At 42.4% G+C, this 25,450-nt stretch carries 23 protein-coding genes; 2 read left to right on the forward strand and 21 right to left on the reverse strand.

Annotation, left to right across the window (positions count from 1 at the left end; translation table 11 throughout):
- Positions 1 to 90 precede the first annotated feature (90 nt).
- Positions 91 to 1,437: a sugar ABC transporter substrate-binding protein gene (locus tag BLS16_RS04470; protein ID WP_092330449.1), complete on the reverse strand. Its 1,347-nt coding sequence runs from the start codon at positions 1,435 to 1,437 to the stop codon at positions 91 to 93.
- 121 nt (positions 1,438 to 1,558) lie between these two features.
- Between BLS16_RS04470 and BLS16_RS04475 the strand changes: the two genes are divergently transcribed.
- A complete protein-coding gene (locus tag BLS16_RS04475) occupies positions 1,559 to 2,401 on the forward strand; it encodes an HDOD domain-containing protein (protein ID WP_092330452.1) in 843 nt (280 codons plus the stop codon).
- A gap of 15 nt (positions 2,402 to 2,416) precedes the next feature.
- On the opposite strand, the gene BLS16_RS04480 is transcribed toward BLS16_RS04475, so the two are convergent.
- From BLS16_RS04480 to fabZ, 20 genes are all read right to left on the reverse strand, one after another.
- A complete protein-coding gene (locus BLS16_RS04480) occupies positions 2,417 to 3,451 on the reverse strand; it encodes a hypothetical protein (RefSeq protein ID WP_092330454.1) in 1,035 nt (344 codons plus the stop codon).
- A 168-nt stretch (positions 3,452 to 3,619) separates the two neighbouring features.
- Positions 3,620 to 4,801 carry a S41 family peptidase gene (locus BLS16_RS04485; protein ID WP_242876188.1) on the reverse strand — a complete coding sequence of 394 codons (1,182 nt, stop codon included), beginning with the start codon at positions 4,799 to 4,801 and terminating at the stop codon, positions 3,620 to 3,622.
- 157 nt (positions 4,802 to 4,958) lie between these two features.
- The gene (locus BLS16_RS04490; protein ID WP_092330457.1) at positions 4,959 to 6,110 is read right to left on the reverse strand and encodes a murein hydrolase activator EnvC family protein; all 1,152 of its coding nucleotides are present in this window, start codon (positions 6,108 to 6,110) and stop codon (positions 4,959 to 4,961) included.
- 124 nt (positions 6,111 to 6,234) lie between these two features.
- Entirely contained in the window at positions 6,235 to 7,122 is an 888-nt protein-coding gene (gene ftsX, locus BLS16_RS04495; protein WP_092330459.1) for a permease-like cell division protein FtsX, read from the reverse strand.
- Positions 7,115 to 7,801, reverse strand: a complete 687-nt coding sequence (ftsE, locus tag BLS16_RS04500; protein ID WP_092330462.1) for a cell division ATP-binding protein FtsE — start codon at positions 7,799 to 7,801, stop codon at positions 7,115 to 7,117. Before ftsE ends, ftsX begins: the two co-directional genes overlap by 8 nt.
- Positions 7,802 to 8,018: 217 nt before the next feature.
- Entirely contained in the window at positions 8,019 to 8,963 is a 945-nt protein-coding gene (locus BLS16_RS04505) for a transketolase family protein (protein ID WP_092330465.1), read from the reverse strand.
- Entirely contained in the window at positions 8,956 to 9,786 is an 831-nt protein-coding gene (locus tag BLS16_RS04510) for a transketolase (RefSeq protein WP_092330467.1), read from the reverse strand. The genes BLS16_RS04505 and BLS16_RS04510 overlap by 8 nt, the downstream gene beginning before the upstream one ends.
- A 53-nt stretch (positions 9,787 to 9,839) precedes the next feature.
- Positions 9,840 to 10,947 (reverse strand): peptide chain release factor 2 gene (gene prfB / locus BLS16_RS04515; RefSeq protein ID WP_143015500.1). Its coding sequence is split into 2 segments (ribosomal slippage): positions 9,840 to 10,877 and positions 10,879 to 10,947, totalling 1,107 coding nucleotides; the frame shifts between segments, so codons are not numbered across the junction.
- 48 nt (positions 10,948 to 10,995) lie between these two features.
- Positions 10,996 to 13,500: a preprotein translocase subunit SecA gene (gene secA, locus BLS16_RS04520; protein ID WP_092330472.1), complete on the reverse strand. Its 2,505-nt coding sequence runs from the start codon at positions 13,498 to 13,500 to the stop codon at positions 10,996 to 10,998.
- Between the two features lie 240 nt (positions 13,501 to 13,740).
- Positions 13,741 to 14,268: a ribosome hibernation-promoting factor, HPF/YfiA family gene (hpf, locus tag BLS16_RS04525; RefSeq protein ID WP_092330475.1), complete on the reverse strand. Its 528-nt coding sequence runs from the start codon at positions 14,266 to 14,268 to the stop codon at positions 13,741 to 13,743.
- Positions 14,269 to 14,441: 173 nt separating this feature from the next.
- Entirely contained in the window at positions 14,442 to 14,639 is a 198-nt protein-coding gene (locus tag BLS16_RS04530) for a cold-shock protein (protein ID WP_014905244.1), read from the reverse strand.
- Between the two features lie 576 nt (positions 14,640 to 15,215).
- Positions 15,216 to 15,935 carry an amino acid ABC transporter ATP-binding protein gene (locus BLS16_RS04535; RefSeq protein WP_092330477.1) on the reverse strand — a complete coding sequence of 240 codons (720 nt, stop codon included), beginning with the start codon at positions 15,933 to 15,935 and terminating at the stop codon, positions 15,216 to 15,218.
- Positions 15,922 to 16,599, reverse strand: a complete 678-nt coding sequence (locus tag BLS16_RS04540; RefSeq protein WP_092330480.1) for an amino acid ABC transporter permease — start codon at positions 16,597 to 16,599, stop codon at positions 15,922 to 15,924. The genes BLS16_RS04535 and BLS16_RS04540 overlap by 14 nt, the downstream gene beginning before the upstream one ends.
- A gap of 487 nt (positions 16,600 to 17,086) precedes the next feature.
- Positions 17,087 to 17,884, reverse strand: a complete 798-nt coding sequence (locus BLS16_RS04545) for a basic amino acid ABC transporter substrate-binding protein (protein WP_092330482.1) — start codon at positions 17,882 to 17,884, stop codon at positions 17,087 to 17,089.
- Between the two features lie 501 nt (positions 17,885 to 18,385).
- Complete coding sequence (locus tag BLS16_RS04550) at positions 18,386 to 18,688, reverse strand: zinc-ribbon domain containing protein (protein ID WP_014905249.1); 303 nt, start codon at positions 18,686 to 18,688, stop codon at positions 18,386 to 18,388.
- A gap of 93 nt (positions 18,689 to 18,781) precedes the next feature.
- Positions 18,782 to 19,504: a ComF family protein gene (locus BLS16_RS04555; RefSeq protein WP_092330485.1), complete on the reverse strand. Its 723-nt coding sequence runs from the start codon at positions 19,502 to 19,504 to the stop codon at positions 18,782 to 18,784.
- A 63-nt stretch (positions 19,505 to 19,567) separates the two neighbouring features.
- Positions 19,568 to 21,274 (reverse strand): helicase-related protein, encoded by a 1,707-nt coding sequence (locus BLS16_RS04560; protein ID WP_092330488.1) that lies wholly within the window; start codon positions 21,272 to 21,274, stop codon positions 19,568 to 19,570.
- A 58-nt stretch (positions 21,275 to 21,332) separates the two neighbouring features.
- On the reverse strand, positions 21,333 to 21,695 hold the full coding sequence (locus tag BLS16_RS04565; RefSeq protein WP_092330490.1) for a hypothetical protein: 363 nt from the start codon (positions 21,693 to 21,695) through the stop codon (positions 21,333 to 21,335).
- A 16-nt stretch (positions 21,696 to 21,711) separates the two neighbouring features.
- Positions 21,712 to 23,535, reverse strand: coding sequence for a hypothetical protein (locus BLS16_RS04570; RefSeq protein WP_092330493.1), 1,824 nt, complete (start codon positions 23,533 to 23,535; stop codon positions 21,712 to 21,714).
- Positions 23,532 to 23,972: a 3-hydroxyacyl-ACP dehydratase FabZ gene (gene fabZ, locus BLS16_RS04575; RefSeq protein ID WP_092330495.1), complete on the reverse strand. Its 441-nt coding sequence runs from the start codon at positions 23,970 to 23,972 to the stop codon at positions 23,532 to 23,534. The genes BLS16_RS04570 and fabZ overlap by 4 nt, the downstream gene beginning before the upstream one ends.
- A gap of 148 nt (positions 23,973 to 24,120) precedes the next feature.
- On the opposite strand from fabZ, the gene BLS16_RS04580 reads away from it, so the two are divergent.
- Positions 24,121 to 25,254 carry a glycosyltransferase gene (locus BLS16_RS04580; protein WP_092330498.1) on the forward strand — a complete coding sequence of 378 codons (1,134 nt, stop codon included), beginning with the start codon at positions 24,121 to 24,123 and terminating at the stop codon, positions 25,252 to 25,254.
- Positions 25,255 to 25,450 lie beyond the last annotated feature (196 nt).

Below are 25,450 nucleotides of genomic sequence, written 5' to 3' on the forward strand. Positions count from 1 at the left end.
TTTCTTAAATTCATTAAACACAAAACTGTGGACAGGTGCATCGTTTTTACGATAAACACCTGCCCACTAATACTTCACTTATTTCTTTTCTTATTTCTTATCCTTCCCTTCCTCTTCTTGACCTTTCGAATCTTCTTTTGCTTGTTCTGCCTGTTGCTTTAACATTTCCGGTGGAACTGTCTTAGTTTGTTCATTAACAGTTTTTTCTGTACCCATGACTTTTCCATTGGCATCAAGATAATCTCTTGTTGTTTCGGTTTTTACACGTTCTGTGACTTTATCTACTCCCGGAGGAACCCCACTCTGCTTATCTCCGGATTGCCCATTTTCTTTCTTAGCATCCCCTTGCTCTTGACCTTTAGCTTCTTGACCTTTCTTTTCTTCCCCTCCCGTTTCTTTAGACTCTTGCTTAGATGACTCGTCTTTTTTCTTTTGCTCTTGTTCAGCACTCTGTAGTGTCTTAGCATAACTTTTCTGAATAACTGCCAGATTTGCCGGAGTTACTGCTTTAACTGCTACAATTTTTGCCGGTATTTCACCTTGCTCGCTGGTAAGGGAATCTTCAATTTCCAAGGGTTCTTTATTAATTATCTTTTGCGCCCATTGATAAGCATTAGCCCCCTGCAAATAGGGAGAAGTGTCAACATCTCCTGTTTGAGAACCTTTAGCCATTCTATCTAGTGATGGAACATTAGCTTGTCCACCGATTAAGCTGATTTTTTTATCCAATTGATTTTGTTTGAGTACCTCGCTTACCTGGGCAGCCAAGCTTTCATTATGCGCTAAGATTGCTTGCACATTGTCGGGATTCTTCTGTAAAAATTCTACCAAGCTTGTCCTCGCTACCGATTCCGATCCCTTGGGACTTGAAATGGTATGTAAGGAAATCTTCGGGTACTTGCTTAGAATAGCTTTATTTCCCGATAAAAGTTCTTGAGAACCACTTTCATTAGGATCTCCTTGGAGTATAACAACTTGACCCTCTGTGACTTTACCTACCAATGTCTGAGCCATTAACTCGCCAACCTTTTCCTGATCCGGAATGATTATCCCTTCCGGTTTTACACCTGATGGCAGCTGAGTCAAGGCTAAGATGGGAATCTCCTGGGCTTGGGACTTTTGTAAAGTGCTTTCATCTCCACCTTGATAGATTAGAATTTTAGCATCTTCTAGAACGGATTCTGCTTCTGATCCACTCTTTATATACTTTACTGTAACATCTTCTTTCTTAGCTAAATCGTCGATGCCTTTAGTAATTAGCAGTTTGTTGGGATCATTCTCGTTTAACGAAACTGCAATTATTGTTTCGTCCTCTGCGGCTTTTGATGAAGTTTTATTTTTATTTTTTCCTAAAAGATCTTGTAGACTACAACCAGTTATGGTTAAACTAAGACAAAGAGGAATTAAGATAATTAAGAATCGCAATCTCTTGAACATTTGACACACTCCTTTCGGGGTTCTTAAGCAATTCTTTAAATTAGTTTCCCCTTGTCTATATAAATAATCCCAGAGAAAAATTCCCTTTATACTAATTTCTTTAATGAAGGAGGGCTTCTGTTTGACAATTAAATTGGAACATGTTTTAAAACGCGTACAAGCTCTTCCTCCCTTACCCACCTCTGCTCTGCGCGTCATAGCGCTAACTAAGAATCCAGGTACCACTGTCAAAGAGCTAGAAACGGTTATTGGTAAGGATCCTTCCCTCACAGCGGGTATTTTACGACAAGCGAACTCTGCCTACTATGGGTACGCCAGACGAATCTCTTCTCTTCAGGAAGCAATTGTCATGCTTGGTTTTCAGGTAACCCAAGGGTTAGCGATGGCCTCTGCCGTCGCGCCTTTATTAAAAGACAACCTAGTAGGGTATGAGATTGAACAAGAGGGGCTTTGGAAGCATTCGATGCTTACTGCTATGACTGCTAAGCGATTATGCCAATATCGGAAATTCCCTTTTGGGGATGTTGCTTTTACTGCAGGCTTGCTTCATGATATTGGGAAATTAGTTATCTCCATTTATGTTCAGGAAGTTGGACCTTTTCTTGTCGAGAAGGTAAAAGAAGCCAAACTATCCTATTTTGAACTTGAAGAGAAAGTAATAGGGTATAACCACGCCACAGTTGGCGGCTTTTTGGCTAGGACTTGGTTTTTACCCGAAGATCTAGTTTCTGCTATATCCTATCACCATACTCCGGAAAATACCCCCAGTTATCCTGAGCTCGCCTGTGTTATTCATGTTGCTAATGGTCTTGCCAACTTACTGGGCATCGGTGGCGGTGTAGACAGTTTGTTAAATCCAATTCATCAGGTTGCCCTGGATAAAATTTCTCTTACAGAGTCTGATCTTGAAAAACTAATGGCAGACATGGGAGAATTCCTGGTCGATCCTACTCTATTTAGCTAATTTAACTAACCCCAATCAGCCTTTGACATGTAAATCAATTAAAATCTGATTTAGCACCGTTTCACGAAACCTATCAACTTGATCAAAATCAACAGCATCCATATATATACCCTTAAGCTGAGACCTATACGTCTGCCATGACGCTAAGGTCTCTTTTAGTGTTTTACTCAAAGGTCGTTCTAATCCCTGGTCTTGCAGATTTTCCGGATTTCCTTGCCAGATTGCCAAATGCCTCTCCGGAAAAGCAATTCCAATCACTTCATCCGGGTTGAGAGGGTGCAAGACAATTTCAATTAGTTGCCCCAATTGTTGAGCCTCTCGTAGTACCCAATCTAAGGCGTCAAGAGTCTCATCCCCCTCTAAGCGGATCTGATCAAAATCCGTTAGGAAATGAGGCGCTAGATTCAACCACCCTTCTGCAGTCAAGCCATGAAGAAAGAAGGGGTTTATGACGCTTTTCTGAAGCAGTTTTAGAGCATTTTCAGCTAGAGGCCAAGGACCTGTATGCTCTTTTTTTACCTTGAGCTGAGCGGAGTTTCTCAAGATCCAAGAGATATTCTCTTTTTCTATAGGCCTCTTTGTGGCCCGGGCTTCTATTAATGACCCAAGTTCCGAAGCTAACTCGTCTTCCAGGGACATTTGCAGCCCTTGAAGCTGCTTTTCGAGCTCAATAATTGAAGAACGCTGTTTTTCCAACTTCTCTTCATCACAAAACTTACTAAAGTCTGTAAACTTCTCAACTACACCGGGAGCCTGCCAACGCAGGGGAGAAACTTCCATGGCATCGATCATTGCTAATCCTATCTGAGGCATAACGAAACCTGCCATCGAATCCGGATCTCGCACTGACCGCAGAAAATCAATGTCATATCCTCGATCCAATAGTTCCAGGCCAATCACCTTAATGAGTGTCGATTTACCGGTTCCAGGACCGCCTAAAAGGACATAAGCACGTTTCCAAGTCGGCATCATGTTTGGTAATAAGGATATGTACCCTCTAGTGGTCAGTCCTTCGGCAAAGTAATGTCGCACCCCAGTCTTATTTCTCATGCTTGTTACCCCCGTCGTTTTTTTCGGTCAGCGTAGTCTATGCAATTAAAGTTAGGAAGGCCACAAAAACGTGGTTCGATATTCGATATTCGTGGTTCGAATTATGTATAATTTTAAGGCACGCTCCATTTAATGGAGCGTGCCTTAAAAAGGTTAGGTCTGCTTGTTTTATTTTATTTTTCCTTGTAAGGTCTGCAGAGCTTTGCGTAGTTGAGAATCAAAATTTTTGTCCTGGGGGGTAATAGTAGCTTGTTCTCCCTTCCCTAGCTCAACCACTATATCTGGGTCAATCCCCTTTTTATGAATGTCCAGCTTATTAGGAGTTAAGTATTTGGCAGTTGTCAATTTAACACTGGTTCCTCCGTCTAGGGGGAAGATTGTTTGAACAATCCCTTTGCCAAAAGTTTTCACCCCTACTAAAGTTGCCGTCCCTTTATCTTTAATGGCTCCTGCAACAATCTCGGAAGCGGAGGCACTCTCTTCATTAACAAGTACCACCATAGGTATTCCCAGATAGGTTCCTGTAGACATCTTTGTATCGACATTCCCTTGCTTATCAACAATGTAGACAACCGGCCCTTCGGGGATGAAGTAACTGGCAACTTGTACAGCAGCGTTAAGCTCCCCACCGTGGTTATATCTCATATCTAATATAAGACCTTTAAATTTTTTAATCTCCATAGTATCGAAAGTTTCTTTCAGTTCTTTCCCTGTATCTGAACCGAACTGAGTTATACTGACATAAGCAATATCCGGATTTCCCGGCAATGCTAGACCGTCAACGGTTGGAACGGTTATGTTTTCCCTGGTTAAGCTCACGGTGAAGGTCTTATTGGCACTCTCCCTGTATAAAGCTAATTCTACCTTTGTACCAGGCTCTCCCCTCATTAGCCCAACAGCTTTATCTTGTTCCATCCCTGCAGTATCGGCATCGTCTATCTTACTGACAACATCCCCCGATTGAATCCCTGCCCGGCTTGCCGGTGAATTTTTGATCGGACGCAGGACTACCAGCTTTTTAGGATCTTTAAGGCTTAGGACAATTCCTATCCCCCCAAACTTTCCTTCAAGCATTTGAAACAATTCTTGGTTCTCCTGGGCATTCATGTACGTCGAATATGGATCTCCTAAGATCTCTACGATACCTTTTGTTGCACCTTCCACAAGCTGATCTGTCGTTACATTTTCTAAGTAATCCTTGCGAATAAGCTGCACAACATGTACTAGCCGCCCAACATTATTGACGTTAGTAATTACTACACCACTTACCAAAGTGGTCACTAATACAGAGAAAATCAGGAAGACGACTCCTACATGTTTGGCTATTCGTTTCATGTTCCACTCTTGCAATCCACTAAACTCCTTCCCTCTCTTGCACTAGTCCTTAGGCGCTGGTCTTTGCACATAAGTTCAACTTGGCATCCACTCTCTTTGGAAAGGCACAGCCAAGTTTCTAAGACTTGCTCTATTATATGCTTATCCCTCACTAGAAATACTGCTTATCTCTTTAATTAGGAAAATACTGTAAAGGATCTGTGGTGTTTCCGCCTACCCTAACTTCAAAATGCAAATGTGCTCCTGTACTCCATCCAGTTGAGCCCACGGCTCCAATTGCTTCATTGGCCTCAACAGATTGGCCCTCCTTTACATCTATTCGTGACTGATGTCCATAGAGGGTAGATATTCCACTTCCATGGTCAATAATCGTCATATTTCCATAGGCCGTATTCCAACCAGCCATAATGACTACCCCAGCACCTGCCGCATTAATCTTTGCCCCGGTAGGGGCAACAATATCTGTTCCCGTATGTAAGCTGCGTTTTTTGGTAATGGGATGAATCCTCCAGCCATAGGGGCTGCTAATTTCATAATATCCCGGCACCGGCCAAATTGAAATTGTCCCATTTAAGTTACCTGTTCCCTTTCCCGACTGGGCAGCTTGTAATTTCCTTATCTTCTCCGACAGAGATTTAGACTCGGATTCCAATCGCTCCAGCTCATCAAAAGCAGCCTGTTGGGCTTTTAGACTATCATCTAAGGCATTGCGTTGTTTTGATTTTTTCCCCTCAAGATCAGCGCTTACCGAAGCTGCCTGCGCTTCAAGATCAGCAGCCTGATCTCTTTTAGCCTGTAATTCATTCTTTTTTTGGGCAATTTGTGCTTTCTGGGATTCAATATCTGCAAGTAGCTGCCGATCATTGTCGACTAGCTTAGAGAAGTATTCCATCCGAGTAATAAAGTCACTAAGATTCGAAGACTGAAAAAGAAGTTCCAAATGGCTAATCTGACCGCTCTCATATATCCCTCGCGCCCGTTTACCTAGGGCAACCCTCCGCTCGTCAAGCTCCTTCTGCTTTTGATCGAGTTGCTCCTGCGCTAAGGAGACTTGGTTTTGGGCTTGGACAAAGGCAATCTTCTTCTGATTAAGGGCCTGCTGAGCCGTATCAATCTCAGCTTGTAATTGATTCAATTGAGCTTTTATATTATCTGTTGTATAAGTAATCTTGTTTAGTTGACCCTGAGCCTGATCTTTCTGTTTTTCAATATCATTCTGTTGCTGAATACTCTCCCCCAGTTGATCAGCCCTTGAAGGCAATGCCGCCGTCCCAAGCAAAAGAAGGCTTACTATGAGGACTGGAATAACTTTCTTCCTGAACAAACGACCCCTCCGTCCTTAAGTTTACTAGTTAGGTTAGTGCCAACATCAATCTGTTGATCAAAAAGTCATTAAAAACCTGCCCCCACATAATAGTGGGGGCTTAAACACAAACGCTACTCTCTTCTTAAGCACGCAGAAACTTCTGTAAAGAAAATACACTTCCTATCGCACCCATGGCCATTCCCGCTAGTAATAATCCTACAGATACTTGACGAAAAAGGACTTCATTTTGCACTACCGGCAAAAAGGTTAAGGTTGATTGGACATACACTGTAATCCAATTGTAGCCAACTCCAACAATGATAGCAGCTAGTGTTCCTCCCACCAAGCCTAGTGCTAGCCCTTCAATCAGAAAAGGCCATCGTATAAAACCATTGCTTGCGCCTACTAATTTCATAATCTGAATTTCTCTTCGACGAGAAAAAACATTGATTTTAACATTAATAGAAATCAATACTACTGCTGCAGCTCCAAAGGCAGCCACCACACCAAAACCAATCCACCTCAGCCACTGGGTAAATTTAAGTAGTTGATCTACAAATTCCTGGCCATATCGAATTTTGTATAACCCCGGGTTAGTTTCCAACGACCGAGCCAGATCTTTAACGTTCTGAGGATCCGTTGCTTTGACGGTTAACTTATCCGGAAAAGGATTGGTTCCTCCTACATCAGAAACAATACTGCTTTGGGTTCCTCCAATAGTTTTTCCAAAGTCCTCAAGGGCTTGTTCCTTTGTTACCAAGGACACTGACTCTACTCCAGGCATTTGTTCAATCTGGCTTTTCAAGTCTTGAACTTCTTCAGGTGTATAGCTCATTTGAACAAATGCACCAATTTCCAACTCAGATTCAAAAGATTTTGCCATATTTGCAGCGTTTGCTAAGAAAAAAATTGAGTAACCCAAGATCACCAACGAAACCATTACAGTTATAACAGACGCCAGGCTTAGCCAGGGATTGCGCCTCATGGAGTTAAATGTCTCGCGAAAAATATAGCCAGAGGAATTAAACATCGTAGCCGTATCCCCCCTGTTCCTCGTCGCGAGCAACTCTGCCATTTTCTATTGCAATAACACGCTTTTGCATTTTGTTAACAATAGCTCTGGCGTGAGTAGCCATAACAACAGTCGTACCTCGTTTATTAATTTCATATAACAAATCCATAATGTCCCAAGCGGTTTCCGGATCCAGGTTGCCGGTGGGTTCATCAGCAACCAGTAAAGCCGGATTATTAATAATCGCCCTGGCTACACAGACTCGCTGTTGTTCACCCCCGGATAGTTCGTGGGGATAGGCTTTCTCTTTTGCCTTAAGACCAACAAGATCTATCGTTGCCATAGTACGATTTCTTACCTCACGTTTAGGAACTCCAATGACCTCAAGAGCAAAAGCTACGTTTTCAAACACCGTTTTGTTCGGCAATAGCTTAAAGTCTTGAAAGATTACTCCAATACTGCGCCTTAAATATGGCACTTCCCGCTCTTTCATTCTCACAAGGTTTCGACTGTTAATTTGGACTTGTCCGCGGGTAGGTATTTCCTCTCGATATAATAACTTAATCAACGTTGATTTACCCGCCCCACTGGGCCCCACCAGAAAAACAAAGTTCCCTTTGCCAATTTTCAGATTGACATCGACAAGGGCTCTGGCACCATTCGAATAAATCTTGGAAACATTGGTTAATTGAATCATGTTTTCCTCCTTGATTATACGCCACGCCCTATTTTCTCTATAACTCTTATTTTATTCGACACTTGCCGCCGTTTTCCTGTTTAACCGCCTAAACATTATTATGTTTTGCAAGTCCTTAGCTTTTAGGAATACAAAGAGACCAACACTCTGAAAAGAATGTTAGTCTCGATCATATCTTACTTAATAGCTTTTTAAACGTCAAAGTCCTCTGTGTTAATTATTTCTGTTTTTTAAGTAGAACTTCCTGAACTGCTTTAATTAAGGCATCCTTGGTTAACCCATATTTTTCAAGAAGTTCAGTAGGTTTCCCTGATTCTCCAAAAGTGTCTTTGAGACCTACACGCACCATAGGCGTTGGCTCTTTTTCAGCAAGAACCTCTGCGACCGCACTACCCAGTCCGCCGATAATGTTATGTTCCTCTGCCGTGACAACAGCTTTGGTAGTTTTAGCAACCCTAATGATTGTTTCTTCATCTAAGGGCTTCACAGAAGCTACGTTAACAACACTCACACTGATCCCTTGGGCAGCTAGTTCATCGGCTGCCTCGAGAGCCATAGAAACCATTACCCCATTAGCCATAATTGCTGCATCTGTGCCTTCTCTTAGGACATTTGCTTTACCAATCTCAAACTGATAATCCTCGCCAAAAAGTAAAGGTACATCTAAACGCCCCATCCGAATGTAAACAGGGCCATAATACTTGGCAGCTGCCAGAATCACTTGGCGAGTTTCCTCTCCGTCTGCAGGTACTAAAACAACCATGTTGGGAACAGCCCGCATAATTGCCACATCTTCAATTGCTTGATGAGACCCGCCGTCTTCACCTACTGTTATTCCGGAATGAGTTGCTGCTATCTTTACATTAAGTTTAGGATAAGCAATCGAGTTACGGATTTGCTCAAATGCCCGCCCCACAGCAAAAATCGCAAAAGTACTCGCAAAGGGAATTTTACCTGCTGCAGCTAATCCTGCTGCTGTCCCGAGTAAATTTGCTTCGGCAATTCCCATGTTGAAGAAACGCTCCGGATATTTTTTGCCAAAGTCAGCAGTCTTTGTTGACTTTGATAGGTCTGCATCTAAAACAACAACTTTAGGATTTTCCGCTCCTAAGACCAATAGTGTTTTACCGTAGGCTTCCCGTGTCGCTACCTTATCAGCCAAGGTTTTCCGCCTCCTCTCGAAGTTCTTTAAGAGCCTGCTCTGCTTGTTCAAGGGAAGGAGCGTTGCCATGCCAGCCAGCTTGATCTTCCATGAAAGAAACCCCTTTGCCCTTCACAGTTTTGGCAATAATCATAGTTGGTTTACCTTTAACTTGCTTGGCCTCAGCAAATCCGGCGAGCAAAGCATCAATATCGTGCCCGTCAACTTCAATTACATGCCAACAAAATGCCTGCCACTTCTGGACGAGGGGAGCCGAACACATAACACTATCGGTCTTGCCGTCGATTTGCAGACCATTATAGTCTAAAATAGCCGTTAAGTTATCCAGCTTGTAATGTGCTGCTGCCATAGCTGCTTCCCAGATTTGTCCTTCGGCCATTTCGCCATCGCCTAATACAGCATACACTCGATAGTCTTTTCCATCTAATTTACCTGCTAAGGCCATTCCATTAGCAGCGGATAGTCCTTGCCCTAAGGAGCCTGTAGACATATCTACCCCAGGAGTCTTTTTCATATCGGGATGTCCTTGCAGCATATGTCCCGTTTGGCGAAGTCCCTGCAATTCCTCTTTGGGAAAATACCCTTTTTCCGCCAGGGCTGAATAAAGTACAGGAGCTGCATGTCCTTTGGAAAGGACAAAACGATCTCGATCCTCCCAGTGGGGATCCTTGGGATTAAGCCGCATTTCGTTAAAGAATAATGTCGCTACAATATCAGCAGCAGATAAGCTTCCACCTGGATGCCCTGATTTGGCAGCAGCAAGCATGGATATTATATCTTGACGTATAACATTCGCCACTCGCTTTAGTTCAAGTGCAGTCATACACAATTCCCTCCTTTAACCGATCTTTTAATCTTACTTGTTATTAAAAATGTTTATTGTACAGTTTTAGTCTTCTGAAGAAAGGCAGCAATAAATTCGTCAATTTCACCGTCCATTACAGCCGAAACATTGCCGGTTTCCACATTAGTACGATGGTCTTTGACTAAGCTATAGGGATGGAAGACATAGGATCTTATTTGGCTACCCCAAGCAATTTCTTGTTGCTCACCTCGAATTTCGGAAATCTCAGCTTCCTGCTCTTTCCGCTTAAGCTCCAGCAACTTTGCCTGTAAGACCCGCATGGCCGCAGCTTTATTCTGAGTCTGGGAGCGTTCACTCTGGCATTGAACTACAACCCCACTTGGCAGGTGTGTAATTCTGATGGCAGAATCCGTCTTATTAACGTGCTGACCGCCTGCCCCGCCTGAGCGATAGGTATCTACCCTTAAATCCTCTGAATCAATAGCAATCTCCTCATTATCCTCAGCTACCTCAGGGATTACGTCCACGGAAGCAAAGGATGTATGACGGCGTCCAGATGCATCAAAGGGCGAAATCCTGACTAAACGATGTACGCCTTTTTCAGATTTAGAATACCCATAGGCATTTTCACCGCTAATTGAGAGAGTTGCGCTTTTAATCCCAGCTTCTTCACCAATTAAAAGGTCTAGGGTTTCCACCTTATACCCATGACGCTCAGCCCAACGAATATATAGACGGTAAAGCATTTGTACCCAATCTTGAGCTTCTGTCCCCCCGGCTCCGGCATGAAGGGTTAAAATGGAATTGTTTCGATCGTATGGCCCGGAAAGCAATAACTCCAATTCCAAAGCTTCAAACTTTTGCATAAGGGTTTTTATTCCTTGCTCAATCTCTGATTCCAAACTAATATCGTCTTCCTCTGTGGCCAGTTGCCAGAGAGTAGCTGTCTCCTCAAGTTCTTGCTCAAGGCCTTCATACAATTTAACCTTATTCTGATGTAAGGATAATTCCTGCATGATTTTCTGAGCATTCACCGGATCATCCCATAAATCCGGTCGGTGGAATTCTGTTTCTAGAGCACTTATCTTGTCACAACGCTTAGCAACGTCAAAGAGAAACCCTCAAATCTGCCAAAGACAGTGATAATGTTTCTAGATCCTTTTTCCAATCAGAAAGCACCCTATTCACCCTTTCCAAAATCCATTAACCTTCCAAGCTATGGTCCGTTTACTTCTTTTTCTTAGCTCCGCAACACTTCTTATATTTCAGCCCACTTCCACAGGAACAAAGGTCATTGCGCCCAATTTGTTCTCCAGTGTGTATAGGTTGGCTTGGTTCGCCTTCATAGCGATTTTCTGTTACATTACGAGGCTGTTCAGCTACTTCTTCTCGAACTTGTGGACTCACTCTCATAATATAGCGGATAATATCATCTTGTATGGATTCAATCATCGCTTGGAACATTTCATAACCTTCACGTCTATATTCAACGAGGGGGTTTTTCTGTCCATAGGCACGCAGCCCAATTCCCTCTCTCAGCATATCCATAGCGTCAAGATGATCCATCCATTTGCTATCAACCACTTGCAGCATCACTGCTCGCTCAACTTCTCGCATTAAATCCGAGCCAAACAACTCTTCCCGGCTCTTATAAAGAGCTTTTGCTTTGTCTACCAACATCTCTTCAATTTCTTCTGCGGATAGATCAGCTAACTCTTCAGGGGATAAGTGAATCCCCGGCAGAAAGAAACCTTCTGCGTATTCGACTAAGCTGGTTAAATCCCATTCTTCGGGAAATGTACTTTCACCACTAAACATAGTGATAGTATTAGAAGCCGCCTTCTCTATCATATCCATAATATTGTCATGGAGATTTTCTCCCATGAGTACAGCACGCCGCTGAGCATAAATGACCTCACGCTGCTGATTCATGACATCATCATAATCCAATACATGTTTCCTGATTTCAAAGTTGCGATTCTCAACTCGACGTTGAGCGGTTTCAATGGAGCGGGAGATCATTTTGGACGTAATAGGTACGGAGTCATCCATCCCTAGTTTATCCATGATTCCCATGATATTATCTGCCCCAAACAACCGCATTAAGTCATCTTCTAATGAAATGAAGAATTGGGTTGAGCCGGGGTCCCCTTGACGTCCCGCACGCCCTCTCAATTGGTTGTCGATCCGTCTGGACTCGTGGCGCTCTGTCCCGATTATATGCAATCCACCTAAGTCACTCACTCCATCACCAAGAATAATATCTGTTCCGCGACCAGCCATGTTTGTAGCAATGGTTACCATTCCTGCCTGCCCGGCTTGAGAAACAATTTCGGCTTCTTTTTCATGAAATTTAGCGTTGAGAACTTGGTGAGGTACCCCACGTCTCCCCAGCATTGTACTTAAATGCTCTGATTTTTCAACAGATACAGTTCCTACTAAAAGTGGTTGTCCCTTAGCATGGCGTTCAATGATATCCTCAACAACCGCCAAGAACTTACCTTCTTCCGTACGGTAAATAACATCTGAATCGTCTTTACGCAGCATAGGCCTGTTTGTTGGGATTTCTACAACATCCAGTTTATAGATCTTGCGGAATTCCGGTTCTTCTGTCATAGCCGTTCCTGTCATACCAGAAAGTTTTTCATACATTCTAAAGTAATTCTGGAAGGTGATGGTGGCTAAGGTCTGAGATTCTTTTTCAATCTTTACGCCCTCTTTAGCCTCTATCGCTTGATGCAGGCCTTCACTATACCGGCGTCCAAACATTAAGCGACCGGTGAACTCATCGACAATAATAACTTCTCCATCTTTGACGACGTAATCACGATCTCGTTTAAACAACATATGTGCTTTCAAAGCCTGGTTGACATGATGAGCCAGCTCTGTATGAATGTCTTCATACAGATTATCAACGCCTAACATACTCTCAACTCGACTGACGCCTTTTTCTGTGAGAGTTACAACCCGTTCTTTTTCAATGATTTTATAGTCATCCTCGTTCTTTAAGCGTGGAATAATCATGGCTACTCTGAAATATAACTCCGTAGGCTTGTCTGCTTCACCGGAAATAATCAGAGGGGTGCGCGCCTCATCAATGAGAATCGAATCTACTTCATCCACAATGGCATAATGTAGATGACGCTGGACTAAGGCTTCAGGCCTTGTCACCATATTATCTCTCAGATAGTCAAAGCCAAATTCATTATTAGTTCCGTAGGTAATATCTGAGGCATAACTGTCTCGCCGTTGCTCATAGTTTAGGCCATGGACTATGAGGCCAACGGATAAACCTAAAAACTTATAAATCCGTCCCATCATTTCACTGTCACGACGAGCTAAGTAGTCATTGACAGTAATAACGTGAACCCCTTTTCCAGTTAAGGCATTCAAATAAGCCGGCAAAGTAGCTACGAGGGTTTTTCCTTCCCCTGTACGCATCTCGGCAATCCGGCCATCATTGAGTACCATTCCCCCAATTAACTGAACATCATAGTGCCGCTGATTAAGAACCCTGCGGCCAGCCTCTCGTACAACCGCAAAGGCCTCCGGCAATAAGCTGTTGAGACTTTCTCCTCGTTCCAAACGACCTCGAAATTCTGCAGTCTTACCCGTCAATTCATCATCGCTCAATGCTTGGATCGCTGGTTCAAAGCTATTAATCACTGCAACACGTTTTTGATACTTTCGTATTTCGCGTGCATTATCATCAAAAAAATCTAAAAGCCCCATTATGTCCACCTTTCTTAATTTTATATATTCATTAATTCTAACATCCTTGGGATACGTCTGCAACCAAGCATGCCGAATTGGCCATGGGATATTTTTCCTATGTATGTCTGAAAAACCGTATAAGACCGATACTTGCCTCGTATAAGCACATAGAGAGGCCCGCCTAAGCGGGCCTCTCGCTTGAATATCAAAAGCGACAGATCTCTCCGGGTACAACATCTGATTACCCGGGTTCTCTTATTATGTCTGAGGTTGCAGCAATCCATAATCTCCATTGTTACGCAGGTAGACAACATTCATTTCTTGGCTTTCCGAATTTGTAAACACAAAGAATGAATGCCCTACCAGATTCATTTGCATAATAGCTTCTTCTACAGACATTGGCTTTGCTGAAAACTTCTTATGTCGAACAATCTCTTCACGCGGTTCTTCCGCAGCTGTTGACTGCTTAGGATCATGATCCTTCAATGCTTTTGTGCGCATCCGCCTATTAATGCGAGTCCGATATTTATCAATTTGACGTTCTAACTTCTCAACGACCATGTCAATAGACGAATACATGTCTTCAGTCTCTTCTTCGCCTCGTAAAATTATGCCATTGAGCAGAGCTGTAACTTCCACCCGATGACGGTCGCGCTCGACAAGTAAGGTTACTTGAACGTCCATAAACTCATCCGAGTATTTGGCCAATTTACCCACACGTTTCATTACGTACTCTTTAAGGGCGTCTGTAAGTTCGATATGTTTTCCACGAATATTAATGTTCATAAATTCAACCCCCTTCTATGCTGGTATATAAGTAATATTCCCGATTTACATAAAAAATCCTGCTTAATATTAATATATTGTTTCTAACTTGATTTTTTTCTACGAATTCCCCAAAGAGAGAATCGCCGATTGCCATCAACGATTCTCCCTTAAAACAATATCCTCTTTATGGATTAGCGGACTGTTACATTAGATGCTTGTTCTCCACGCGGCCCTTGCATAACATCGAACTCCACATTTTGTCCCTCTTCAAGGGTACGAAATCCATCACCAACGACAGATTGAAAATGCACAAAAATATCTTGCCCATTTTCTTGCTCAATAAATCCGTAACCCTTTTGTTTACTAAACCATTTAACTTTACCTAACACTTAAAAAAACCCTCCTTGAATTGTCAAAGTTCAGAGGCTAACCGCCTCTACTCGACTATTACAAAGAGGATACCCAACATTACATAACTTTAAACCTGCAGTCGTCCTCCTTTTTCACACTGCAAAGAGTGTCAAAACAACCGTACCCACAGCACGCCAACGCAGCCCAGCCCGAGAAGCGCCTTTCTACAAAGCGACTACATCCTCTCTTCTGCTAAGGCCCAAGGAGCTTGTTAGTAATGACTTTATTGACCACCAACGGCCACCCCAGAGGAGCGGTTTCTGCAAAGCGGATGCTTTAGTGAAGCCGCGGTACAGACGAGCGCTGACGGTTCGCGCCCTAGTAGCGCGCCACTGGAACTTGTCCATGGATGGACTGATGCCGTGGTGCCAAGGACGGCAAGGAGCGGCGCACATACATCATGGCCCTGAGGTTTGGCGTGCTCGCGAACCGTCCAGCTCGTCAGCGGCGTAACGAGCAGACGCGTGCAGAAACCGCTCCTCCCAAAAGCTGGGCATATAAAAAACGCTCCCCTTCCCCAAGAAAGAGAGCGCCAAAACGCGTGTACAAAAAGCTTATAATATTTTACTTAAAAAGGCCTGAGTTCTTGGATTCTTTGGATTCTCAAACACCTCGTTCGGTTTTCCCTCTTCCATGATAATCCCTTCATCCATAAAAATCACTCTATCTCCCACTTCACGGGCAAATCCCATCTCATGGGTTACAACGACCATAGTCATTCCTTCCCGAGCTAGATCCTTCATAACGGATAAGACCTCTCCCACCATTTCCGGGTCAAGAGCAGAGGTAGCCTCATCGAAAAGCATAATCTTAGGTTTCATGGCTAGTGCTCGAGCAATAGCAACCCGTTGCTGCTGTCCACCAGAAAGACGATCCGGATATTCATCAGCTTTATCATACAAACCGACTTTAGCTAAAAGCTCCATACCATTCTTCCGGGCTTCCGCCTTATTGGTTTTGCGTACGACTTCAGGCGCAAGGATAATATTTTCAAGAGCAGTCATATGGGGAAAGAGGTTAAAGCGTTGAAAAACCATGCCGACCTCTCGACGAATCGCATTCACATTGACATCAGAGTTCAGGGGAATTCCATCTACGGTTATTTCTCCTCTGGTCGGCTCTTCTAATTTGTTTAAGCAACGCAAGAACGTGCTCTTGCCGGAACCACTGGGTCCAATGACGACGACAACTTCCTTTTCTTTAATATGGCAATTAATCCCTTTAAGAACTTCTAGCTTCCCAAAATATTTGTGCAAATCCTTAACCAAGATCATTCTTACCCAACCTCCTTTCCATATAGGCAACCCATTGAGCAATTAACTGAGTCATTACCAGATAATATAAGGCTACCGCTAAATACATAGGAAGGGGTTGATAAGTTCGTCCCACGATAATCTTTCCCGTATAAAAAAGCTCTTGAATCGCAATTATGGATAATAATGAAGAATCTTTAAGCAATGCAATAAACTCATTGCCCAAAGGAGGAATTGTTCGTTTAAAAGCTTGGGGAAGGATAACATAGCGCAATGCTTGAGCTTGTGTCATTCCTAACGACCTGGCTGCCTCAGTTTGGCCCCGGTCAATAGACTGAATACCTGCTCTAAAAATTTCTGCAATATAGGCCCCTGAGTTAAGTCCCATAGCTAATATACCCGCTGTATACTGGTAATTATCAGGCATCGTCTGCCATTTAAGCAGCATCGGAATTCCAAAATAAACCAAGAATATTTGAACCAATAAAGGAGTTCCTCGAAAGAAATCTATATAAGCAATTGCTCCCGCACGAACCACCTTCCGTTTGGATAGCCGTGCCAAAGCCATAAATAGACCAATGATAACCCCAATAGCAACCGCACCTGCCGTAAGCTCTAAAGTTAGCAGTGCCCCTTTAGCAAGAATAGGCATATTATCTACAACCACATGCCAGTTCATTCCCATATTATCCTCCTATCAATTAATCTATTTTTGCAACTATCATAAATGAAGTGAATAGCTTCATTTGAAACACCTTTTTGCCACTTCATATAACATCGCTAAAATTATATATTTTACTGCAATTTTTTACAAGTAGAAACATTTTAGTAATATCTATCAGAAGAGGCTTTTGTGTTGTTAAGGATGCTCATCTGCCTCAGAAGTTCTTTACTAATTATTAAAAATAAATTTTTAGGTTGAAGAAAAAGTATAACTGCAATTGTAGAAGCGCACCCTGTGTTTGGATGAACAAAAATTGATTATACCCATCATAAGAACAATATTCAAGAAGTAATTTATCCCTTGTTAGTAACGAATTTGCTTTAGATGACAGCCTTAATAACATTTTAACCAACCAGGTTAGTCATAAACTAACTCCAAGAAAACTAAAGGAAGGCACTATATATTCAAGTGCCTTCCTTTAATTAAACAAATCAGTTAAAATTGATCCTTAAAATTTGGGAGCATCTTCTTTGAACCACTTCTTGTAAATCTCATTGTATTTACCGCTATCCATGAGTTTTTTCAATGAAGCATTCATTTTATCCGCTAATTCCTTATTGTCAAGCTTCATAGCTATACCATAATACTCTTCTCCTGAGTCTGCGTTTACAGATTCAATTTGGGCATTAGGGTTTTGAGCTTGGAACCAAAGTACAACCGGAGAATCAGCAACAACTGCATCAACACCACCGCTGATTAAGGCATTCATAGCGTCCGGGGTAGTGTCATACTTGTTAGTTTCCATACCTTTTTCTTCAACGGCATATTGTCCTGTAGTATTGAGCTGAACCCCAATTTTCTTCCCTTTTAGGTCATTCAAGGACTTGAAATTAGCACCCTTTTTCATGGCGATGTATTGGCCACTTAAAAAGTATTTGTTACTGAATTGGACACTTTTTGCTCGTTCCTCGGTAATTGTCATAGCAGAAATAACACAATCATACTTTCCTGCTTGTAAAGCTGGAATTAAGCCATCAAATGCAGCTGTCTCAATATTAACTTTTGTATAACCCATATCTGCGCCGAGAGCCTGGATAAGCTCAATATCAAATCCCGTAGCTTTTTGGCTTTCATCCATAAACTCAAAGGGTGCATAGGCGATATCGGATCCAACTCTTAAAACCTTTTCTTCGGGAGCAGGATTAGACGATGGAGCAGGTGTGCCGGTACTTCCGCAACCAGCGAGTGTCAAAAGACTTAAACTAAGTAGTCCCGTTAAGATAAAACGAAATTTTGACTTAAACATTTATATTCCCCCTCTTTTGGATGACCTAGCATACTCACCTGAAAGCTTTTTCGAAAAGCTTTATTGTTATGCATCAGCTCGTCCTTCTTTCTTTCGATTATACTTATTTGCGAATAATTATACAACCCTTTTTTCGTCTTTATCTAAGATCCGATTATTTATCCAGTCACTTTATCCCCTTAAGTTACACACAGGCTCCTGTGGATAATGTGGATAAGTATTGTATTTTGCCTATTTGACGGGAAAATCGGTGTGCATAACCCTGTTAATACTCAAATTAAATTTAAGATCTCTTATAATTAAACTTATTTAATCTAACTCATGAAGAAGTATTGTGATTGAACGAATGCTACCAGCTTAATTTGGCAGGTCAAAGCTTATAACATTCTCTTCCAATTAATTCATCTATGCAACCTGACCAAAAATAAAATAAAAAGCACTGGTCGACTCATAGCCGACCAATGCTTGTCAATTCTAAGTATGAAATATTAATGCTTAAGATTAATATTGATCGCGAGCTGGGCGATGATGCTGATAGCACTCACGGCAGTATACTGGACGATCAGATGTAGGTTGGAAAGGTACTTGTGTCTCAACTCCGCAGTCCCCACAAACGACCGTAAACATTTCACGTGATCTTCCTTCTTGGGAATTACGGTTTTGTTTGCGAATGTTGCGGCATTCACGGCAACGCTGAGGTTCATTTTCGAAACCTTTCTCAGCATAGAATTCTTGCTCCCCAACTGTGAAAATAAAAGTCACTCCGCAGTCTTTACACACTAGATCTTTGTCTTCAAAGGCCATGAAAGATATTCCCCTTACGTAAAAAAATGTAATAGGCGGTGCCCATCCATTTACAATTATAACTCTTATCATACAAAGGCACAAGTCTTTTTTCTAGCCCTTTTCAAGGCCTGCAGCCAAACACAAGCCATAGACAGCTTCCACTCCGCTTGTCCTTAAAACCTCTGCAACGGCTTCAAATGTTGCTCCTGTAGTGGTTACATCATCGATTAACCAAACACTTCGGCCTTTCAGGTACCCGGGCTTACTCACCACAAAAGTACCTTCTAAATTGCGCAGTCGTTCCTGACGAGAAAGCAAAACTTGAGAAGATCTTTGTTCAATTCGTTCAACACCCCTAAGAATCGGCAAACCTAATTCCCAATGCAAGGCAGAAGCTATTACCTCCGCCTGATTGTAACCTCGTTCAGCTAATCGTGCCTTATGCATTGGTACTGCAACTAAACCATCCACTGCTGGAAGTTGTCTAATGGCCCATTCTGAAAAAGGGCGGGAAATCTTGCTAATAAGTCGAGGATGTGTATTGTATTTAACTGTGTGAATAAAATCCTTCAACCCTCCCGAATAGTGCCCCCAAGCAGTAATTTGATCTAATTGTTTGGGTCCTCTGCCGGACACACAATCAGAGCAATAAGTCTTCTCAGTTAAAACCAGCTTTCCACACCCTCTACAACGTCCCAATTCAGGACGAAGGAGGTCTGCCCTGCAACTTGGGCAAATAGGGCCATGCTTATCTCCGCAGAAGACACAAATCTGTTCAGCTTCATACCATAGAGTTCGCGTGGCTTTAACCAGTTCTTCGAATATGCCCTTCAATCCTTCCGCCTTCTTTCTTCGGATTGATACGCAGGTCTAAAGTACAGTAAGCCAAAGGAATTATCAAAGTTGGATCAACCCCAATTCTAAGGCTAATTTATTCTGTTCCTTAATCCAGCTCACCGCAGTCTTTATAGCCGGTGTCATGTTCTTCGATACAAAAACCGCTTCTCCGCCTGAGTATTCTGCAGACCTTCCTACCCTTCCCGCCATCTGAACCAATGCGCGCTCATCAAAGACTGGATGGTCTGCCCCGAAAACTACCACTTGGATCCCGGGCAGGGTAATTCCTCTTTCTAAGATGGTTGTACTTACAAAAATATCATATTGGCCTTTCTTCAAATTTTTAAGTTTTGGACCACGCTCAGAATCCGAGCTGTAACTTCCTTCAACACTCCAATATGGAAACTGTTTTTTCAAACTCTTAATCCAGGGAGCTACCCAGGAAATTTTGGGCACAAAAATAAGCAATGGGCCGCTTCTCCTTAATAATTCGAGCCTTTCTATTAGAAAACTTGTACACACATTGCCTTCGAAAGAACCACTGTACTTAGCCCAAATCGGAACGGGCAGAGGCTTTCTATGATGCCTAGCCGGTAATCGAATAAGCAACATTTCACCTTTCCGAACAGATGTCAGGGCTTCAGTTGAAGGGGTTGCCGTCAGATATAGCAATTTACCACCTGGGCGCAGGGCATGGTTTAACCCCCAGTCTAATGCTCTATTTCCTCGATAGGGAAAGGCATCCATTTCATCAAGAAAAATAATATCAAAGCATTGCCAAAATCGTAGTACCTGATGGGTTGTTGCTAATACCATATTTCCTAACTGGAATCTATTTGAAGTGTTACCCGTCAATACTTGAACTGGATAATCAGGAAAGTCCCTTTGGAATCTTGGCGCTATATCGTATATGACATCTTGTCGTGGTGCAGCAAACAGGATGGATTTCCCCTGTTCTAAGGCTCCAGCAGCTGATGGGAAACAAACCTCCGTTTTACCCGCTCCACAGGCCGCCCATAAAAGTGCTTTATCAGAGGTTCCTCCAATGAATTCTGCTACCTGTTCACTAGCTAAGTTTTGTGCCTCTGTCAGCCTCCAATGAGGCTGAAATAGCACTTTAGCCGAGCTATTCATAAACAAACGCTGATCTCTATAAAGCACATCTAGAGATGTACTCGGCCCAATACTCCCACAACTTCCACAGGTTGCAGCTAAGCCATAAAAGCTGGGCCACTCTTCTACATCCTTTTCCCCACACCGCTGACATTGCCATCCCTTGGAATTTCTCTTCACTGAGGGAACCCATAGCGCTGTTCCCTGGAGCACATTATTATGCACAAGATCTATGATCTCCCGATCTCTCAGCTTAAAGTCTTTGGCCAAACCTCGTAAATCTCTTACTGAAAGTTGCTTACCTCTGACCAGTTGATTGATTGCATACCAAGTTTCGTTACCGTTTCCAACCTCCCTTCCAAGCGTCATGGAGTCTTCAGCCGAGGAAGATCTTTCCGGCACTTTCCATTTCAAATCTAAACCAGAGCTGTACTCATTTAAGACTTTAGAGATACGTTTTTTTATGATCTCCAGATTCTCGCCACAAAAATCCCTTGCCTGTCCCCTAGTCAATTGTTCAGCAGCCCATTGAATTATTGCTAATGGCAAAGGGTCACTGAGATAGCAAACTACTCTCGAATCAAAGATAGCCCTTTCTTCAAAAGGCCTAAATCTCAGTATATACTTATCTTCTATGGTAAGAAAAAAGAGCATATAAACCCCTCACCCATGAATATTACTACGCATCATTTAGCCATTTATTTAAGCCTGTTTATTCTAATGGAAACCTACCAATCACAATGTCAGAAAACCTATTCTGTAGGGATTTTATGTATTGTCGATCTTGCTCCAGAGACCAATCCGAGTAAATTTGCACCTCTAAAAATATCGGTATTTGAAAGCGCTTCTGGAGCATGGGCAACACTCCCTTAAGAAGCCAAAGACGATTCTCAATCTCTGTATTAAACAATTCCATTTCCATCATCAGGGATACCGATTGATTTTTATTACCCATTCGTTCCAGCCATGTACTTATTGACATCTGTAATTTTTCCGGCATCACCCACTCATAACGGGCGCTGAACATCCACAAAAAAACTGCCAGAAAAAGTATAACTCCTAACATTAATGTCATTTTACTCTCCTCCTGCTTACAACTTATGTTTTGGCAGGAGTTGTGTGAGTTGTCTTTGTCGGGCGTTATCTGCCAGCAGCTTTATATGTTCCGTTGGCAAAAAATCCTTGTGTCCTGGCCATAGCTTACGATCTAAACTATTAAGTCTGGCTGCTCTTCTCTCAATAGTAAGGGGTACGTTCTCCACCCAATGATAAAGGGTTATGGACATTTCTGGTTGGGTGTCTCGATTAAGTTCGGCTGCTGCCCAAACAGCAGACTGAGCCCATTCATAGGCCTTAATCTCAAATGGTTGCCAGTAAATCACGTTATTTATGGTATCTAACCCGAAATCCAGCTCCCCTTGTTTGAGCAAATGCTCGGCCAACTCTTGGCGGATCTTAACTTGAGTTTGATCCCATTTTAAACTCGTGGTCCATAACTCAATACTTGTATTAGGATCCAACCTTTTACACCGGACAGCTTGCAAGTTCCATATTTGGTTTCTCTCTACTAGTTTAGAATCTAAAAGGATGCCTCCCAAAACCAGACAAAAGCTTAGGCTTAAGCCAATTATTCCTATCGTTTTTAGAAAAACAACGGACTTGTGCCGGGTTAGACGCTGAGCACTAACACGATTTTTTGAGTTATAGAGGGTTCCGACTAACAACCAAAATAAAACGCCTAAAGCGCCAAAGGAAAAATCCGCATCTAATAAACTGTGCATAACTAAAAAAATCAAGACCGTAAAAATTTTAAATTTTACTTTTAACTTTTCTAGTTCTTTCTCTGAGAGGGTGTTGAAATTAGTTTTAGCCCAAGTCTTCCCTAGCGCAGCCAGGGAAAAAATCCCCCAAATTCCTATGCCAATAATCCCCCATACTCCTTGGTTCAACAGTACATGAATGAAACTGGAATGTGGATCTGCTGTCCAATAGGGAAAATGCTGAACTGTTGGAAAAGCCCACCATCCCCCGGCTTGGGGAAGACCCCCAGAATTCCAGGCTAATACAATTCCATCTTTGAAATAAACAATCCTTTCTTGCCAACTCGAAGAAGTAAAACCCCAGGCGATTAAGTTTTCCCAGGCTGATTTATAATAGAGAGGAACAAAGAAAAGTCCGGCAACCCCCAGCACCACAATCCATAATTCTTTAAAGTATCTGTGAACTATTCTTTGTTCCTTAAAGTTATGGATTAAACCATTTCTGCTTGAGGTCTTGAGCCTTATCAAGACCTGCTGTAATCCGAAAACTAATAAAAACAATCCTACCCCCGCTCGTGACCCCGTGCCCAATAAGGATATAAATAAAAATAAGACAACGGGTTTCTTTCGCTGAGATATTAAGAGAACCGCTCCCAAAAATGCTGCGGTAGCGTTAGGGTAACCAAAGACTGAGCTCAGGCGCCCCCCTACTTTACTTACCCAGGGCAGCCAACCAATGAAGGCAACACCAACCGCTAGCCATTCAATATAGTTTAAAAGATGCTTTTTAGCGGTATCATCTAAAGCAATCTCCATTCCCAGCCGATAGCAGAGCCAGAGGACCACCCAATGCAACCCTTCAAATATGCCCTCTAAGAATTTAACAGGATGTAGAAGCCCTAATAATGAAAGGAAAACTAATCCTAAAAGCATAGCATCCGTCGGGCTTAGGCTCAGGTACTGCTCAGCTATGTACTTACCCCTTCTATTTATTCTTTTAAATAGGTTATATAAAGAAAGGATGAATCCCAATACTATCCATTCTTGAGGGTAATAAAGGCCATGGGCAATTAAACTTAGTCCTAAAAAAAGAGCCAGGAAGCGTACTGTGTTGCTCCTAGCTCTGATGTCTTGTTGTAAAGATGCACCAATCACTGATTCGAAGGCTTCTTCTCGAGGAAGAATTTAAGAGTTCCTTCTGCCGCCAATTCTTCTCCTACATAGGCTACACCCCTAGCAACTCCATATGTCTTCCTCAACTTGATAAGCTCAACCACCAAACGCAGTTGATCTCCCGGTATGACTTGTCTCTTAAACTTAACATCATCTAACCCGGCGAACAAGCCTAAGTAACCGTCATATTCCGGCTTTTTGAGAATAGCTACAGTTCCGACTTGAGCGAGTGCTTCTATGATCAAAACTCCAGGCATAATAGGATGCCCAGGAAAGTGCCCCTGAAAGAAGGAGTCATTTATGGTGACATTCTTAATTCCTACAGCCTTTTTTCCTTCTTCTAATTCAATGATCCGATCAACCAGAAGAAAGGGGTAACGATGTGGAATAATATTCTGGATTTCTTGGCTTTCTAACACTGAAATTCCTCCTAATTTTCGAACGTTGAACATCAAGGTTGACTTGCAGTTATCCTCCATGATGTCATATGATTAAGGTAATCTACTTGAATTTTACTACATGCAAACAGTATAACGAAGTTTAGGGCTGAAGGGAAGACACAAGGGTATGAAAAAAAAGTCCAAGATTCTACATATTATTGGTGGTGGAGAAATAGGCGGAGCGGAGAAGCATGTATTGTCCGTACTCAAAAACTTAGATCGAACTTGTTTTGATCCTCACCTTATCTGCCTTACTAATGGCCCTTTTTCAGACATTGTCAAAGAAAATCATATCCCCGTATCTACTTTCCCAATGCGCTTTCCAATTGATCTTACCCCTTTGCCTTCCTTAATCGGTTGGTTAAAAAGGAATTCTATCGACCTAATTCATACCCATGGTTCTCGAGCTAATCTTCTGGGACGCCTTAGTGCTAAGTGGTTAAGCCTTCCCTGCCTGACCACCATTCACAGCTCCCTAGCTCACGATTATCTCACTCCCTGGTCTGCACGAATAGCTCTTGGTCTTGATCGTTTAACTCTGCCTCTAACATCAGGAATCATTACTGTTTCCGACTATCTAGGAAGAGAAGTTGAATTACGGGGCGGACGAAATCTAAAAACTATTTATAATGGTTATTCATCTATTTCCTTTAACAATCCTGAATCAGATCGTCTTAACTTTCGTAATAAATGGGGTATTCCTAAGGAGGCTCTTGTTCTCGGAACAATCGGTCGTCTTCATCCGACAAAAGGACAAATTTATCTAATTCAGGCAGCTACTCAATTACTCTTAAAATTTCCAAACCTGCACCTATTAATTATAGGAGACGGACCTTTAAGAGGAGATCTCGCTTCAGAGCTTCAACGACTTACTATTCCCCACACCTTTACCGGCTATCTGCCGACAGCATATCAAGCTCTTCCGGCCATGGATTTGTTTGTCCTCCCCTCTATCAGTGAGGGCATGGGTCTGGTTCTACTCGAAGCAATGCAAGCTGGGATCCCAATTGTAGCAAGTGCTGTCGGGGGAATCCCCGAAGTCATCCGCAACGGCAAAGAAGGACTGCTCTTTTCCGCTGGGAATGTAACAGATTTAACAAACAAATGCTTATCAATTTTCGAAAACCAAGCTTTAGCCCAATCCCTAGTTCAAGCAGGTCAGAACCGCTGGCCCATGTTTTCCATAGATAGTATGATCAAAGAAACTGAACAAGTATACACTCATGTCTTAAACCAAGCAAACATGCCCCTAAAACCGTAACTTTTCAGGTATACCTTAGTCGAAAGAACAGTATTGTCAATGATGCAAAACACAATCAGTTCTATCAATGCTTAAAAGGTTGAGCTTATGAGCTCAACCTTTCAGACCGTAGACAAAAAGGTGCCTTATGCCAAGTGCAAGGCACCTTTTTTGATTTTAGTAAAAAACAGGAAATCAAAAAAGAATCTATAACGAT

The organism is Desulfosporosinus hippei DSM 8344 (genome assembly GCF_900100785.1).
Lineage (GTDB): Bacteria > Bacillota > Desulfitobacteriia > Desulfitobacteriales > Desulfitobacteriaceae > Desulfosporosinus > Desulfosporosinus hippei.